Genomic DNA, 16390 nt, shown 5'->3' with positions numbered 1-16390 from the left:
TTCCGCCTCGGCACGCTTGCGTTCGGTGATGTCCGTCAGGATGCCGTACCATTTGAGAATCGTGCCCTGTTCATCACGTAGCGGCACCGCCCGGACCAGGAACCAGCGGTATTCCCCGTTTGCACTGCGATGCCGGGCCTCGTTTTCGAATGGCTCACCACTTGTCATCGAATGATGCCACTTGGCGACGTGTTGATTATGGTCGTCAGGATGAATCGCAGATTGCCAACCCGATCCCGACGTCTCTTCTACGGACAACCCGGAAAAATCCACCCACTGTCGGTTTGTCCAAACACTGCTACCGTCGGCCTGCGTCGTAAACGCTATCGCAGGTATCGCCTCAACGGTATCCCGAAGCTCTTTTTCTCTCCGACGCAGCGTATCTTCGGCCCGTCGGCGCGAAGCTCGATCGCCCGCCTCGCTCAACGCGCGCCGCACGGCGGGCACGAGCCGCGACATTCTGGTCTTCAGAACATAGTCGGTGGCCCCGATCTTGAGGGCCTCGATAGCTGCTTCTTCGCCAAGAGTGCCAGAAACGAAGATGAAAGGCAGATCGGGGCAGATACTCAGTGCCAAATTCAACGCGGAGAGTCCGTCGAACGAAGGAAGTTTGTAGTCCGAGAGGATCAGGTCAAATTCCGCGCGTTCAAGAGCTTCAAGAAACTCAGTGCGACTTTGCACGCAGGTGATACGACAGATTAAGTGATCGGCTTCAAGGAGCACTTCTATAAGGCCCGCGTCATTGGGGTCATCCTCCAGCAAGAGGATTCCGATTGGCGAACTCATGAGACCTTCTTTGCGCTTCCGGGGGGCGGTTGATTTATGATCGCCCAGAACATGCCCAGCTCTTTGACGGCGTTGACAAACTCGTGAAAGTCCACGGGCTTCACGACGTAAGCGTTTACCCCGAGCTGATAGGTCGCCAGCATGTCTTTTTCTTCGTGTGACGATGTCAGTACCACCACTGGTATCATCTTCAGCTTTTGATCCGATCTGATCTGCTGCAAGACCTCCAATCCATCCACTCTCGGCAGCTTCAGGTCCAACAGAATAACCGCGGGGTTTTCATCGGCGCGCGATGCGAATTGTTCTCGACAATGCAGATAATCGAGAGCCTCTTTGCCGTCGCGAGTAATGATCACCTCGTTCGCGAGTTTGTGCTCATCAAGAGCTGTGAGCGTAAGCTCAACATCCCTCGGATCGTCCTCGACAATCAGAATTCGTCCCAGTTCGCTCATGGCGCGTTCGCTGTCCTCTTCGCTGGAAGTGCGGCTTTCGGCAGTGAAAAATAAAAAGTTGCGCCTTGATCGACCGCGCCTTCGGCGCGCACCATCCCGCCATGGCGATGAACAATGCGCTGAACGGTTGCCAATCCGATCCCCGTGCCTTCAAACTCGTCAGCCCGATGCAGCCGTTGAAATACCCCGAACAGCTTATTGACGTACTGCATGTCGAACCCGACGCCGTTGTCTCTCACGAAGATTTCGATCTTGTCTCCATGGGCAACCACCGAGCCAATTTCGATTTTGGCAGGGCGCCGTGTGCCTGAGAACTTGACCGCATTGGAGAGCAGGTTCATCAGAACTAGTTTTAGTAGCGAACGATCTCCATAACAGACCGGAAGTGCATCAATCGTCCAGGAGATGTCCTGTCCCTTCGTTTGCGGCTCTATCTCGGAAACTGCCTCCTTGACCAGCTGCTGGAGGTCCACTGCCGTTGTCCTGCTTTCAGTGCGGCCGATCCGAGAAAACGCCAGCAAATCATCGATCAGGTTGCCCATTCGTTTTCCTGATTCGCGAATCGTCTGTATGTATCTTTGACTCTTGTCGTCCAGCGAATTCGGCGTATGTTTTTGCAGAAGTTCGGAGTAGCCGACGACATGACGCAGTGGTGCCCGCAAGTCGTGCGATACTGAATAGGCAAACGCCTCGAGTTCCTTGTTAGCCGCTGCCAACTCCGCCGCACGCAGATTGAGCTCCTGATTGAGCTTGCTAATCGCAGCCTCGCGCCGCTGGCCTTGTTCGAGCTCGGCCTGAAGCCGGTCGCGGGCGTGGCGAAGGTTCTCCTCGATTCGAAGCCGAACAGCGCTGAAGGAGGCAACTATGATCGCCGAGAAAACAAAAACAAGAAAGTAAGGGAGGTCTTGCGCTGAAATGTAGAAGGTGTGAACTGGCTCTACAAACAAGTAGTTGAAGGCAGCCGTGCCCAGCAGAACGGCCACGACGGCAGGCCCGGTCCCCGCGTACCAGGTGACAATGCCGATGACGAGTACAAGTACCGGCAGCGCCACATCACGGAACTGGTATTGTTGGATCGCGAGCGCAGCGGCAATCGCGATCCCCACAGAAACGACCGCGAACCCATACCGCAGGGGCGGCGACCGGACTCGCTGAAATTCGTTATCCCAATACGCCACGTTCCTCTACTCCGACGCGTATGCACGTGCGGCTTTGGGCATTTTGGGTGATTATAGCAGGTTCGGAGCTGATTGTCCGGGCCTGCGAAGCAGGCTCTTCGAGGAGCGCGGGATATTGACGCTACCGTCGCTGCGGGGGCTGGAATTGTTCTTAAAAGGAGAAATCCTGAACATGCAGTGCGGCTCGATCGAGCCGACAAAACAGACATGCAAGGCCCGCCGGGTCTCTTTCCCCTCTCGCCATGGGCGCAATGTCCTTGTTCTATGCGTCGTGCGTACCGCAAGACGGGAGCCGCGCGGCGGCAGCTCGGCAAACGCGATCTGGTTATGTCGCGTCGCTTCCAAGTGCAGATGCTAGTTTCGCTGTGCAGTCCAATAGCCGGAGCAGCGCGCGCCGGCCGATTGGGCCACTCCAGGTGCCTCGGCCGGAAGCTCCCGACAGCCTTCCCGAGCCCGACGCATACCTATCCTGAACAGTCACCGACGCGCGAACCGCACCAGACTGCGCCACGTAGCCTCTGAACCTTACGAGATTTGGATGAGTTACAACTCCGTTGGTGATATTGACGGAAAAATTATAGGTCGGATCGCAGGTGCCTCGTTGGGTCACAAAGATAAGATCCCATGATCCGTCGTAAGCCGAGTGCGCTTGTGCTGCGGAAGCAAACGCGACAAGGCTTGCCACGATCGTCATACAAAGCCAAAGCATTTTCATAACAACTCCTCCCTGACCGATCACGACCATCGCGCTGTTGGAGAAACGGCTCGTCTTGCGTTTGCTGCAAGTCAAGATGTTGACGACATTTTCGCGCGATGGTGACACTGCTTAACGCGCATGTGCTACCGTCGCTAATAAAGCGCGGCAAATCTCGACAAATTGCTGCTAACCAGAAGGCGTAGTTCCACTCGTTTCGAGCACGGAAGATGGACGGCTGGCATTTCTCTGCCGATCGGATACGATTTCTCCAGGCCGGAGAGAGGCCGCGCGAACGACGCAAAGCGTTGCTTGGCGAACTCAATCGGAAGGCCGAATGCCGGAGGCTCACAAATGGTGCCGCATTCGCTGAATGTCGCGTTCTCGGGTGGTCGCTCTCAGATCGTGTGGCAGGACGACGAACGCGTCTTTCGGCGTGGCTGGCGATTAGGCGCTGATGGCAAGCAGCGCGCGGTGTTGATCGTTGCTCCCGTCGCCGACCACCCCTCTCGTTCGAGTCTCGAGCGCCTCACGCACGAATACGAACTGAAGGATGAGCTCGACGGTACGTGGGCGGCACGGCCGCTGGAGCTCGTGCGCGATGGCGAGCGGACCATGCTGATCCTCGAGGATGCGGGCGGCGAGCCGCTCGACCGCTTGCTCGGCGCGCCCATCGAGGCGGGGCGCTTCTTGCGTCTCGCCATTTCCGCCGCGACGGCGCTGGGCAAGCTTCACCAGCGCGGGCTCGTTCACAAGGACATCAAGCCGGGCAACATTCTGCTGAACGAGACGACCGGCGAGGTGCGGCTGACCGGGTTCGGCATCGCCTCGCGCTTCGAGCGCGAACGTCAGTCACCTCACCCTCCGGAGACGATCGCTGGCACGCTCGCCTACATGGCTCCGGAACAGACCGGACGGATGAACCGATCAGTCGATTCCCGCAGCGACCTCTACGCACTCGGCATCACCTTCTATCAGATGGTCGCCGGCGCTTTGCCGTTTGCCGCCACGGAGCCGATGGAATGGGTGCACTGCCATCTCGCCAGGAGGCCGGTGCCGCCTGCCGAGCGGCTGAAGGAAATTCCCGGCGCCATCTCGGCGATCGTGATGAAGCTGCTGGCGAAGAGAGCCGAAGACCGCTATCAGACCGCCGCCGGCCTCGAAAGCGACCTTCGCCGCTGCCAGGCCGAATGGGAGGCGGAGCAGCGGCTCGACGACTTTCCACTCGGCGAACACGACACGCCCGACCGGCTACTGATTCCCGAGAAGCTCTACGGCCGGCAGCGCGAAGTCGAGATCCTGCTCGCCGCCTTCGACCGCGTCGTCGACGGCGGGCCCCCGGAATTGGTCCTGGTCTCGGGCTATTCCGGCATCGGCAAGTCCTCGGTCGTCAACGAACTGCAGCCGGTGTTGGTACTGCCGCGGGGGCTTTTCGCCTCCGGCAAGTTCGATCAGTACAAACGAGCTATTCCCTATGCGACAGTAGCGCAGGCCTTTCAGAGCCTGATCCGGCAACTTCTCGGAAAGAGCGAAGCCGAACTGCGCGAGTGGCGTGAGGTATTACTCGAGGCGCTGGGGCCCAACGGACAGCTCATCATCGATCTCGTCCCGGAACTGCAGGTCATCATCGGCGAGCAACCGCCGCTCCCAGAACTTCCGCCGCAACGTGCGCAAAAACGCTTCCAGCTGGTGTTCCGCCGCTTTATCGGCGTCTTTGCTCGGCCCGAGCACCCGTTGGCGCTCTTTCTCGACGACTTGCAGTGGCTCGACGCGGCTACCCTCGATTTGATCGAGGATCTGGTGACGCAGCTCGACGTGCAATACCTCTTGCTGATTGGCGCCTATCGAGACAACGAAGTCGACCCAACCCATCCCTTGACGCGCAAGCTGGACGCGATCCGCAAAGCAGGAGCGTCGGTGCATGAGTTTGTCCTGTCGCCGCTTGCGCACGAAGAGCTGAGAAGTTTGATAGCAGATGCGATTCGCAGCCATCCGGGCTCGGTTGCGGAGCTCGCCCAGTTGGTCCACGACAAGACGGGCGGCAATCCGTTCTTCGCTATCCAATTCCTCTCTACCCTAGCAGAAGAGAAACTGATCGCGTTCGATCACGGCAGGGGGAGCTGGTCGTGGGACCTCGCGCGCATTCACGCAAAGGGTTATACCGACAACGTCGTGGACCTTATGGTTCGCAAGTTGGGCCGTCTGCCGGTTGAAACCCAGACAGCGCTGACGCGGCTCGCTTGCCTTGGAAACATGGCATCAACAGCCACGCTCTCGCTCGTTCAGGGCACGTCGGAGGAGCAGGTCCACCGCGATCTCCGGGAGGCGGTGCGGCAGGACTTCATCGAGCGACTCGAGGGCTCGTACAAATTCATTCACGACCGAATCCAAGAAGCCACGTATTCGCTGATCTCGAAAGAACCGCGTCCCGAAGAGCATCTTCGAATCGGGAAGCTGCTTCTGCTGCACACTGTCGCCGAGAAGCGCGAGGAGGGCATCTTCGACATCGTCAACCAGCTCAACCGTGGCGCGGTTCTTATCACTTCGCTGGAGGAGCGCGAACAATTGGCCGGGCTGAATTTAGTCGCCGGAAAGCGCGCCAAGGCGTCCGCAGCGTACTCGGTGGCGCTTACTTATCTGACTATAGGCTGGGAGCTGCTGGCGGACGATCGCTGGCAACAGTGCCATGAGCTTGCATTCGACCTCGAGCTGAACCGCGCCGAATGCGAATTTCTAACCGGCGATTTTCGCGCGGCGGAGGAGCGCCTGAAGCGCATGTCTGCGCTCAGCTCCAGCGCGATCGAGCAAGCCCGCGTCGCCTATCTGGGAATCGATCTTTATGCAGCACTCGCCCGCAGCGATCGCGCGGTTCAAGTGGCTCTCGATTATCTCCGCCATCGCGGCATCGACTGGTCTCCACACCCGACGGGCGTCGAAGTGCGGCGCGAATACGATCGGATCTGGTCACTGCTTGGCCCCCGCACGATCGAGGAGCTCGTCGATCTGCCGCCGATGACCGATCCCGAATCCCTTGCGATGGTCGAGGTCCTCACCAGGCTCGGGCCGGCGGCGCAATTTACGGACAAGAACCTCCATGCGCTCGCCTCGTGCAAGGCAATCAATCTGAGTCTCGAGAAGGGCAATAGCGACAGCTCGTGCGGCGCATACGTCTTGGTCGCGACCATCGCGGGACGCGACTTCGGCGACTATAGAGCCGCAATCCGCTTGGGACGGTTAGGATGTGAGCTGGTGGACCGGCGCGGTCTCAAGCGTTTGCAGCCCGCCACCTACTGTTGGTTTGGGGGATGTGTCCAGACCTGGGCGGAACACTTTCGATCCTGCAGGGATATGTTGCGCCGGACGTTCTCGGTTGCCAATGAAATCGGCGATCTCGGTTACGCTGTGTACAGCTCGAGCATCCTTGTCTCCAATCTCCTCAGCGCGGGGGATCCGCTGGCGGAGGTTGAGCGCGAAGCCGAGCTCAACTGCGAATTTGCGCAGCATGCCCGTTTCGGGTTCATGGTCGACACGTCGAGGGCGCATCTCGGGCTCATCCGGACGCTCCGTGGTCTTACGCGCGCGTTCGGCCGATTCGATTACGGGGATTTCGACGAAAGCGAGTTCGAGGGCAAACTCCCGAGTAGCGCAGGTCAAGGTATTGCTGCTTGCTGGTGGTGGATTCGAAAGTTGCAGGCGCGCTTCTTCGCGGGCGACTATACAGTGGCGATCGAGGCCGCGGCCAACGCGGAGAAGTTGCTCTGGGCTCAGCCTACGGAATTCGCGAGGTCGGAGCACGGCTTTTTCGCGGCGCTTTCTCACGCCGCTTATTGCGATCACGATGACCAAGCTAACCGCGAATGGCACCTTGAGGCGATGGCCGCCGGCCACCGTCAATTCCAAATCCTTGCGGAGGGCTGCCCTGACAATTTCGCGCACCGCGCCGTGCTGATCGGCGCGGAGATTGCCCGTGTCGAGGGACGTCCGTTCGATGCCATGAACCTCTACGAGCGCGCCATCGGGGCGGCACGCGCAAATGGCTTTGTGCACGACGAGGCGCTCGCCTACGAATTGGCTGCTCGCTTTTACGCGGCGCACGGCTTCGAAGACATTACACACATTTACTTGCGAAACGCACGACACAGCTACGTGCGATGGGGAGCGGATGGAAAGGTGCGGCAACTCGACCGTCTCCATCCGCGGCTCCAGCAGGACGGGCGTGCGCCAGGTCCAGCGGGTACGATCGAAGCGCCGGTCGAAAATCTCGATCTCGCGACAATGATCGACGTCTCGCAAGCGCTCTCCGGCGAGATGATGCTTGAAAAGCTCATCGACAAGCTCATGCGCGCAGCCCTCGAGCACGCCGGCGCTGAACGAGGTCTCTTGATTGTTTCGCGAGGTGAAGATCTGCAAATACGTGCAGAAGCGATCGCCAGTGGAGAAGATGTAATCGTGCATGTGCGGGACAGAGCCGACAGCGCCGACAGCGCAGCATTGTTGCCGGAGTCGTTAATCCGGTACGCGATGCGCACCCGTGAGGCTGTGATTCTCGATGACGCCTCATCTCATCATGCATTTTCCGGCGATCCTTATATTCTCCAGAGCCGGGTCCGCTCTGTTCTCAGTTTGCCGTTGATCAATCAGGGAAAGCTCACGGCGAATCTCTACCTCGAGAACAATTTGACGCCGAACGCGTTCACACCCGGCCGTGTTACGGTGTTGAAGGTGCTGGCGTCGCAGGCGGCAATCTCGCTCGAAGTTTCGCGGCTCTATCAGGACCTCGCGGATCGCGAAGCGAAGATTCGGCGTCTGGTCGACGCCAACATCATCGGGATATTCATTGCCGATCGCGACGGTCGGATTTTTGAGGCTAATGACGCGTTCCTCCGTATGCTGGGATATGATCGTGTGGACATGGTGTTGGGCCGCATTCGCTGGACCGAACTGAGCCCGCCGGAGTGGCGCGAGCGCGATCTGCTCACGCGACAACAACTGCAGTCAACAGGACTTCTTCCGCCGTTCGAGAAGGAATATTTCCGAAAAGACGGTAGTCGTGTGCCTGTGCTTATCGGCGCGGCGGCGTTCAAGGAAGGTGGTGATGAGGGCCTCGCGTTCGTGCTCGATTTGACTGAGCGCAAGCGCGTAGAGGAGGCGCTACGCGAAAGCGAGCGAAATTTGCGCTCGGCAATTGACGGGATACCCGGTCTCGTTGCGATCCTCGCCCCGAATGGCGACGTGGAAGCCGTCAACCGCCAAATCCTGGAGTATTGTGGCGCGTCACTCGAAGAAATGAAGAGGTGGGGCACAAATGGAACGATTCATCATGAAGACCTTCCTCTTCTCGCTGAAGTCTTCACAAAGTCGATTGCCGCCGGTGTGCCATACCAGACCGAAGCGCGCATACGGCGCTTTGACGGCGAATATCGATGGTTTGACATCCGCGGCATTCCGATCCGCGACACCTCCGACCGCATTTCTCGCTGGTACGCGCTACTGACGGATATCGAGGATCGCACGCAGGCGCTGGCGCGATTGCAACAGATGCAGTCGGATTTCGCTCACATAAACCGCGTGAGCGTCATGGGAGAACTGGCCGCGTCTCTCTCTCACGAGATCGCGCAACCGATCGCGAGCGCTCGCAACAACGCCCGGGCGGCCCAAAATTTCCTGAAGATGCAGCCGCCGGATCTGGCCGAGATCAGGGAGGCTCTAGCCTGTGTCGTTGCGGATGCGGATCGATCCGGAGACATCATCGATCGTATCCGAGAGCAAATCAAGAAGGCGCCGCCACGAAAAGAGCGCTTTGATCTCAACGAGGCAATCCTCGAAGTGATCGTTTTGGCGCAAAGCGTGACTGTCAGGAATGGCGTCTCGGTCCAAACCCGGCTTGCGGACGGATTATTTCCGGTTCTTGGGGACCGCGTCCAGCTGCAGCAAGTGCTGCTGAATCTCATCCTGAACGCGGCAGAAGCAATGAGCTCGGTTGAAGAGGGAGCAAGAGGGCTGCTGATCAGTACCGATCAGGACCAGGCAGGCGTTCTCGTGGCCGTGCGCGATTCAGGGCCGGGCATTGATCCTGTGCATCTCGATAGGATCTTCGATGCCTTCTACACCACGAAGTCCAGTGGAACAGGCATGGGGCTGTCGATTTGCCGCTCCATCATCCAAGCTCATGGAGGCAAGCTGTGGGCGGAAGCGAACGAGCCTCGCGGCGCTGCATTTCAGTTCACGTTGCCCGATACCGAAAAAAAGCTAACGACTGCTTTTAACGCGATCCACCGGACTTAAAAGCCGCGCTGACACATCGTATGAGTTGGTCCTCATCCACCGGCTTACGCAGGTAACACAAGACGCCGTCGCTTAGGGCGCGAGCCCGGTCGACGTCATTAGGAAATGCCGTCACGAGGATTGTCGGAATTGCGTGGCCCGCATCGATAAGGCGCCGGCAGAGTTCGAGCCCGGTCATGGCGGGCATATGAATGTCGGTGATCAGGCACGCTGTTTCGGCGAGACGCGGGGAGGCGAGAAATTCGGTTGCTGACGAGAAAACGTCGACCGTATGGCCCAGGGATCTCATGAGCCTGCACATGGACTCGCGAAAGAAGCGATCGTCATCGACGACCGAAACCAGTACCTTTTGCATCATGCCGCCTATAACCATTCGTGGACCCATCGTGCAGGCAGCCAACAGTGCCGTAGATCCGCTTGGGATGGCTTGACTTGCGTCAAGAATGCCACCGATGCAATGCCGATGCCCCTAAACTTTGGCTTATCCCGGCGACGATTGGGAGGCCTGCCAGCAATCGCTTGGGACGGAGCACTCCCCGCCGGGCGAAGTGATCGCCAGGATCATACCCGGCGACCTCAGGACCCACGTCCGGGGCGTTGTAAGCCTTCGTATCGCCATCAGTCTCTTTTGGATGCCCGCTTTCGACCTGCGCTCAATTGAGGTTCTGGTGAGGATGCTCCTAGTCTGCAAGCGTCCGAAATGCGCAGGAGCCAAAAGGAGAGAACGATGGCTTACCGCTTGGAAACTCACGGGTCTGACAGGGTCACTCGATGCGCAATCTGTGATGGCAAGTTCGGTCTCGTCCGGCACTATTCGTGGCGAACTCCGTTTTGCTCCAGGCAGTGCGTCGATCGCTTCACAGTTCGCCGCCAAAGTGACCGTAATTGGTTGGGCTGGCTCCAAATGCCATTCGACCAGTCGCCCGAACACCGCGCGAGGGCGTCATGACGCTTCAGATCTCACCACGGGGCAAGCAATATCTGAAGACTGCGCAGACTTTGCTCCGCACCGCCAAAACCATGACTGACCTGGCGATTGCGGGTCAGCTAAGGGCTCTTGCCGGCGATTATGAACGGCGAGCTGAGAAGGCTTCCCGCGATGATGCGGCCAAGGCACTCGCTCGATCGGCTGTCAGTGCTGAAGGCGAGTGGCTTGCTTGAGGTGATGGGCGTCGCTCGGCTGCGATCGGGCGAGCCATAGATCCTGAAGTCGGTCAGCGCGTCGGACGGGCGAGCTGTGTCGGGTCGTAGACTTTGGTGTACCCGCGCGCATGCTTTGGAAACAATGGGGCTGTTCAGGTTCCGGGAATAGGACTAGAAATGCGCTGTCTGGCCGAAGGCCAGGACACCGGCTCATTTTCGCGGTCCTGTCGAGCAGTAGCGATGCCTGAGGCCACCTCCACCGTGTTGGTCGTCGACGACGATCCGGACCTCCGCGCGTCGGTGGGGCGGCTGCTGCGATCGCTCGGCATCAACGTTCAGCTATTTGCGTCCATTTCCGAGTTCCTCAAGTCTGATCTCCCGGATAGCCCCTCCTGTCTGGTGCTTGACATCAGAATGCCCGGCCAAAGCGGCCTCGATCTTCAGCGGGAGCTCGTTACGGCAAATAGGGAAATCCCGATTATCTTCGTCACAGGACACGGCGACATACCGATGTCCGTGCAGGCGATGAAAAGGGGCGCCATCGAGTTCCTGACTAAGCCGTTCCGCGACCAGGATCTCCTCGACGCCATTGAGCTCGGTCTCTCTCGTGATCGTGCACGGCGGGAAGATGAGAAGGACTTAATCGCTCTCAGGGAGCGTTTCGGGTCGCTGAGCCCCAGGGAGCGCGAGATCATGATTCAGGTCGCCCGCGGCCGTTTGAGTAAACAGATTGCCCACGATATCGGCATCGCCGAAGCTACTGTGAAGGTGCATCGCAGCAGAGCGATGCAGAAGATGCAGGCGGGTTCGCTTCCCGAACTCGGCCGAATGGCTGACAAGCTCAAGCTCGTGCCTGATAGGCCGCAACGTTCCTGAGCTGTCCCCTTGCGTGGCGCGCTATTCGCGCGCTCAGACAACAGTTGCTATTCGCCGACGACTGCAACCTTAAAAGCCACGTATTGCTCGCCCCAATCGTCGATCCCTGCTCGGTCGTGATCTAGCAGCAATTTGGCGCGATTTGCCGAGCTTTACTCCCGGCGCCTTCGCGTGCCGGTAAAGTAGCCCAATACGCCGTGCAATAGAATGACGCACTCAAATCCGATGGAGACGCGAATGTTCGGAACTGTCGCAACGACCAGGATCAAGGAAGGAAAAAGCGCGGAATTCGAGAATGTCGCGACTGAGCTCGCAAGAAGGTCAACGAAAACGAGAAGGGCTGTCTGCTGTATCAGCTTTACCATGGGGAAGTACCGAATACTTATGTGTTCATGGAGCGCTATGCCGATCAGGCAGCGGTCGATGCCCATCGCAGCACGGAATATTTCAAGACGCTTATGGGAGCGATGGCCGAATTCATGGACGGCAAGCCGATCATCCACCGGTTGAAGCAGGTCGGGACGTAAGACGAACTACGAGACGACGTCCGCTGGTGATCCTTCGACATATTGCGCCGTCGCGCCAATTTGGTCGCTAACGAAGCAAAGCGGATGCGGCCTCGCCGCGTCAGGCCAGCGCGTCTATCGGCACACGTCCCAAGATAGATAAGTCCGTTCGCCACGAGTCAGCGCGCCGCGCTTTCGGAAATTGGGTTGACGAAGCAGCTCGCAGCTCGGGAAGGGCTCTCGCGCATTTCGGCGGATCCCTCCATTGCACGCGATCTTGCTGCGGAAAAGAGAAAAGGCCGACGGGCGCTACGCCGGTGGCCGCCTCTTGCTGCTGGCTCGCAGGTCCGGTTCCGACGCGATTCTATGCATGCCTGAGCACAACCAAGTCCGGATTGCCGTGCAGATGGCGATCCGCATGAATGCGCGGCCCGAACTCCTCCACTCGGCTTGTAAATCTAGGTTTAGGCAACGCAACCAAATCTGTCATTGCGCGCCACCCGCGTGGAATAGCTCGCGGCGCACAAAATCGTCAGATTGCGGTCAGTGGCATCTTTGCGGGATTAGCCTGCCAAAGCACGCGAGGTCATAATGCGCGCATCAGCTTCGACTGCAGCCTTCGGACGCTTGGAGCAATTTCATCCCGAACCGGAGCTGGACGCCGGGCGCACCGCACAGCCTTTCGAGGCGGCTACACCACTCTCACAGAAACGAAGCAGATCGGCCGGCACCACCCTAGCCGACGTTTCCTTCGGACCCTTTCGCCTGCTTCCGACGCAATTTCTTCTGCTGGAAGAAGGAAAGCCCGTGGGTCTCGGAAGTCGTGCTCTTGAGATACTGATTGCTCTTCTCGAACGCCGCGGTGAGCTGGTCAGTAAGCAGGACCTGATGGCTCGGGTTTGGCCCAATGTCTTTGTCGAGCCCGCGAACCTCACGGTCCATATCTCCGCGCTGCGTCGCGCGCTCCGTGACGGCCGTGACGGGCATCGGTTCATCGTCAACGTCCCTGGGCGTGGCTACTCTTTCGTCGCCCCGGTCGATGTATCGGGGCGTGATAACTGAGCGCGAGTGGCGAAGCATCCGCAGGGGCACGACCGTGGTCGCGATAACGTCAGAGCAGCGGTACACTGTAGCCAATATTCCGGTCAGCTCCTGGAGTTTCGCCATCCGCGTTTGGCTGGCGACCATCCTCGCCTTGTTCGTGAGCTTTTGGCTGCAACTCGAATCGCCGACGACAGCCGCGCTTACGGTTGCAGTTCTCGCCGAACCAACCCGCGGTCAGGCGCTGGACAAGGCAGGTTTTCGATTGCTCGCCACCGTAGTGGGCGTAACAGCATCAATCGCAATCACCGGCCTCTTCTCGCAGGCGAGGGATCTGATCCTGGTGGCGTTTGCGGTGTGGCTTGGCATTTGCGTATTTGCGGCAAAGCTCTTGGACGGCTATCGAGCTTATGCGGCGGTGCTGTGCGGCTATACGGTCGCATTCATTGCGACGCAGCAGATCGATAATCCGCAGCACGTGTTTGAATCCGGCATGGCGCGTGGCGCCGCGATCGCGGTCGGCATTCTTTCGATCGCCGTCGTGAACACGTTCATGCTTGCTCCAAACGGTCAACCGCGGCTGGTTTCGCAGCTGGCGGCGATGCATCGCCGTGTCCGCGGGTATGCAAGCGCTGCCTTCCGCGGCGAGCCAGGCAGCTCGATGACATTCCTGACGCTATTGCGAGAAATTGTGGCGCTCCGGCCGGAGATCGCAAGCCTAGCTCCGGAATCGAGCAGCGGCTCGGTCAGGAGCGCTGCCGGGCGCAGTACCGCGGTCTCGCTAATCGCCCAACTACAGGCTGCGCGGACCTTGAGCAGCGGTTGCGCCCCCGACGGTGACGCTCGAACCGAAGTCTCGGCACGAAACGAGTTTGTTCGACGGGACGAAGAGGTTCGACAAGAACTGCTCGCTCTGAGATCAGTCAAGTGGCCGTTGCGATCGTGGCGGGCACCCTTGTATCGCTCCTATCGAATTGCCGCCGAAAGCGCTCTCCGCGCCTCCCTGTGGCTTGCAATCGCTTCGGCCTTCTACGTTTGGGCCGGGTGGCCTGCGGCGAGCGTTTCTCTGTCTTTCGTGGCGCTGATGGTCGGATTGGGGGCCACAACGCCGAACCCGCGCGGCTTCACCGCGGTCGCGCTTGTTGCTGCGCCGATCGCAATTGTCCTGACCGGCATACTCGAGTTCATCATCCTCAATGGCGCCGACGCCTTCCCTCTACTGGCCATCAGTCTTGCTCCCCTTGTGGTCGGCGCAGCACTCCTCATCACCTCCAAAGCTCTTCTGTGGTCGTCACTTGGTCGCGCCATTCTACCTTTCACCATGCTCATCCTGGCGCCGAGTAATCCACAGACCTATAGTCCGCAGGCCTTCCTCTTCACCTCGGTGTTCATTATCGCGGCAGCCGCGTTCCTATTCGCAACGCAAACACTGATTCCTCCTGTATCCGATGACAGACGCAGGAAGCAGCTTCTGGCGGAGGCTCGCAGCGAGCTGCAGGAGCCGTTCCGTCGGAATGGAAAGGCGCTCGAAGAAGCGACGTTCCGGGACGCTTCGCGGATAGGACAATTTCTTGCCGCTGGGGGAGGGCAGGACAGTCGCGGCCTCGCAGAAATGCTCTCCTGCTTCGATCGATCGGCAATACTCCGGCTTTGCGATGCGAAGCTGATGGAATACGCCGATGGGCCACTTGCAGATGAAGTACGCGCGGCGATCGTCAAGCGCGATGCCGCCGGCCTGCGCGCTATTGCACACAGCCTCCGCGAACAGACAGCGCGCAACGACACGATCCAGGCAGAAGTTGCGGCGAGCCTTTCCCTGACAAGCAACATCTTCGATCGCAGCCAAAATCTCGATTTTCCGGAGACAACCTGATGGCGCACACCTTTGCAGAACTGGTGGTCGGAGGCGTCTTGATGGCGCCGTTTGTAACCTACCTGGCGGTAACCCTTGTCATCGTCCTCGCGCTCCGACCGCTTCTGCATTTCGTCGGCTTTGCGAAGATGTTCAGTCACGCCGCAGTTGCGGAGCTGAGCCTGTACGTGACGGTTCTCGGCCTATTGATTCTGTTGTTCTAGAGGAGGGCGCCATGGATGCTGTCGTTCATGATGAAACCGTTCGGGAAACCGCGATGCAGGCGGGCCTCGCGCGCTCGTCGTCGATTGAAGCCGAGGCACCGGTTAGACAAGCGCGCGAATTCGACAAGATCGCCCTAAGGGTATCGGAAGGTCGCCCGGACAACGAACAGGTGGCCGCGCCTCCACCTAAATCAAAGCCACCGCGGCGAAGTCATGGCTCGCGAGCCATGCGGAATCTGTTGCGCAAGCTGGCGACGGTCGGGATCGCTGCCGTCGCAGCGACCGCCGCTCTCGTGACCTGGGACCAGTACAATGCCGGACCCTGGACGCGCGACGGGCGCGTGCGGGTGCAGGTCGCGAGTGTCGCGCCGGAGATCTCCGGAAGAATCAAGGAGCTGCGAATCGTCGACAATCAGTTCGTTCACAAGGGCGACCTTTTATACGTCATCGATCCCTTCGATTTCGACGTTGCGCTGCGCACCAACAAGGCGGTCTTGCAGCAAAGGATGGCGGACCGCAACGTGAAGGATTTGCAGTCCGAACGTCGACGACGGTTGTCGGATCTGGCGAGTAGCACCGAAGAGAAGCAGGTCTATGAGGGAAATGCGCTGCAGGCAAATGCCGCCGTCGAGTCGGCTCAGGAGCAGGTGCGACAGGCGGAGATCAATCTGCAGCGTACCGAGGTGCGTAGCCCGGTGAACGGAATTGTCACGAACCTCATGCTTCGAGAGGGAGATTACGCGCATCAAGGCGCTACCAATATTTCGATCATCGATAGGGACAGCTATTGGATCGACGGCTATTTCGAGGAAACAAAGCTGGCCCGGTTGTGCGTGGGTGATCGTGTCGAGGCCAAGCTGATGGGCTACTCCGAGCCCATCGTGGGTCACATCGCAACGGTGACCCGGGGCGTCAGCGTGTCCAATGCAGCGGCTGCGACACAGGGGCTGCCCAACGTCGATCCGGTTTACACCTGGGTACGGCTGGCGCAGCGAGTGCCGGTCCGGATCGCGATCGATCACGTGCCGGCCGGTGTACCTTTGGTGTCGGGTTTGACTGCAACCGTCACGATCCGGGACGGCCTGGACGGCGGAAACGGGACGCTCTTGCAAAGAATTCGCGCCGAACTCGAGACGAGCTTCTTCGGATTGATCGGCGAAGCTTTGGCGCGGCCGGGCTGCATTCCGGGCCCTTCGTCTCAGTAGTCGTGGAAAGCGGCCATTGCAGCGCATGTGCCCGTGTCAGCTCTCCACTGAGTGTGGTTCTGCCTCGCTCGCTAAGAAAGGCGGCACCTCTGCCGCGTCCGAAATCCGCTCTTTTAAGCCAAAGTTTATGTGGGGCAACCACAGCCGT

11 protein-coding genes and 1 pseudogene are annotated in these 16390 nt (G+C 59.3%); 8 read left to right on the top strand and 4 right to left on the bottom strand.

The window, feature by feature from the left end; translation table 11 throughout:
- The 3 genes from Q3C01_RS39495 to Q3C01_RS39485 form a co-directional block, all read right to left on the bottom strand.
- Positions 1 to 786 (bottom strand): PAS domain-containing protein (locus Q3C01_RS39495; protein WP_458150735.1); only part of this gene is annotated, 786 nt, incomplete at its 3' end.
- On the bottom strand, positions 783 to 1238 hold the full coding sequence (locus Q3C01_RS39490; RefSeq protein WP_458150734.1) for a response regulator: 456 nt from the start codon (positions 1236 to 1238) through the stop codon (positions 783 to 785). The genes Q3C01_RS39495 and Q3C01_RS39490, both read right to left, overlap by 4 nt.
- Positions 1235 to 2416, bottom strand: coding sequence for a sensor histidine kinase (locus tag Q3C01_RS39485; protein WP_458150733.1), 1182 nt, complete (start codon positions 2414 to 2416; stop codon positions 1235 to 1237). Before Q3C01_RS39485 ends, Q3C01_RS39490 begins: the two co-directional genes overlap by 4 nt.
- Before the next feature lie 1048 nt (positions 2417 to 3464).
- Between Q3C01_RS39485 and Q3C01_RS39480 the strand changes: the two genes are divergently transcribed.
- On the top strand, positions 3465 to 9395 hold the full coding sequence (locus tag Q3C01_RS39480; protein ID WP_458150732.1) for an AAA family ATPase: 5931 nt from the start codon (positions 3465 to 3467) through the stop codon (positions 9393 to 9395).
- Here Q3C01_RS39480 and Q3C01_RS39475 read toward each other — a convergent pair.
- Positions 9373 to 9753, bottom strand: coding sequence for a response regulator transcription factor (locus tag Q3C01_RS39475; RefSeq protein WP_458150730.1), 381 nt, complete (start codon positions 9751 to 9753; stop codon positions 9373 to 9375). The genes Q3C01_RS39480 and Q3C01_RS39475 overlap by 23 nt on opposite strands.
- A gap of 587 nt (positions 9754 to 10340) precedes the next feature.
- On the opposite strand from Q3C01_RS39475, the gene Q3C01_RS39470 reads away from it, so the two are divergent.
- The 7 genes and pseudogenes from Q3C01_RS39470 to Q3C01_RS39440 all read left to right on the top strand — a co-directional run bounded on the left by Q3C01_RS39470 (position 10341) and on the right by Q3C01_RS39440 (position 16242).
- Positions 10341 to 10556 (top strand): hypothetical protein, encoded by a 216-nt coding sequence (locus Q3C01_RS39470; protein ID WP_458150729.1) that lies wholly within the window; start codon positions 10341 to 10343, stop codon positions 10554 to 10556.
- Between the two features lie 222 nt (positions 10557 to 10778).
- Positions 10779 to 11414, top strand: a complete 636-nt coding sequence (locus Q3C01_RS39465; protein ID WP_458150727.1) for a response regulator transcription factor — start codon at positions 10779 to 10781, stop codon at positions 11412 to 11414.
- Positions 11415 to 11746: 332 nt separating this feature from the next.
- Positions 11747 to 11941: pseudogene (locus tag Q3C01_RS39460) on the top strand (putative quinol monooxygenase); the annotation flags it as partial.
- A 570-nt stretch (positions 11942 to 12511) separates the two neighbouring features.
- Positions 12512 to 12982: a winged helix-turn-helix domain-containing protein gene (locus Q3C01_RS39455; protein ID WP_458150726.1), complete on the top strand. Its 471-nt coding sequence runs from the start codon at positions 12512 to 12514 to the stop codon at positions 12980 to 12982.
- Positions 12897 to 14834 (top strand): FUSC family protein, encoded by a 1938-nt coding sequence (locus Q3C01_RS39450; protein ID WP_458150738.1) that lies wholly within the window; start codon positions 12897 to 12899, stop codon positions 14832 to 14834. The genes Q3C01_RS39455 and Q3C01_RS39450 overlap by 86 nt, the downstream gene beginning before the upstream one ends.
- Positions 14834 to 15037: a DUF1656 domain-containing protein gene (locus Q3C01_RS39445; protein WP_458150725.1), complete on the top strand. Its 204-nt coding sequence runs from the start codon at positions 14834 to 14836 to the stop codon at positions 15035 to 15037. Before Q3C01_RS39450 ends, Q3C01_RS39445 begins: the two co-directional genes overlap by 1 nt.
- A gap of 341 nt (positions 15038 to 15378) precedes the next feature.
- Positions 15379 to 16242: an HlyD family secretion protein gene (locus Q3C01_RS39440; RefSeq protein WP_458150723.1), complete on the top strand. Its 864-nt coding sequence runs from the start codon at positions 15379 to 15381 to the stop codon at positions 16240 to 16242.
- Positions 16243 to 16390: the final 148 nt, after the last annotated feature.

This window comes from Bradyrhizobium sp. UFLA05-109 (assembly GCF_054185165.1).
Note: the sequence above shows the minus strand (reverse complement) of the source record. Positions and strands in the feature narration are given on the sequence as shown.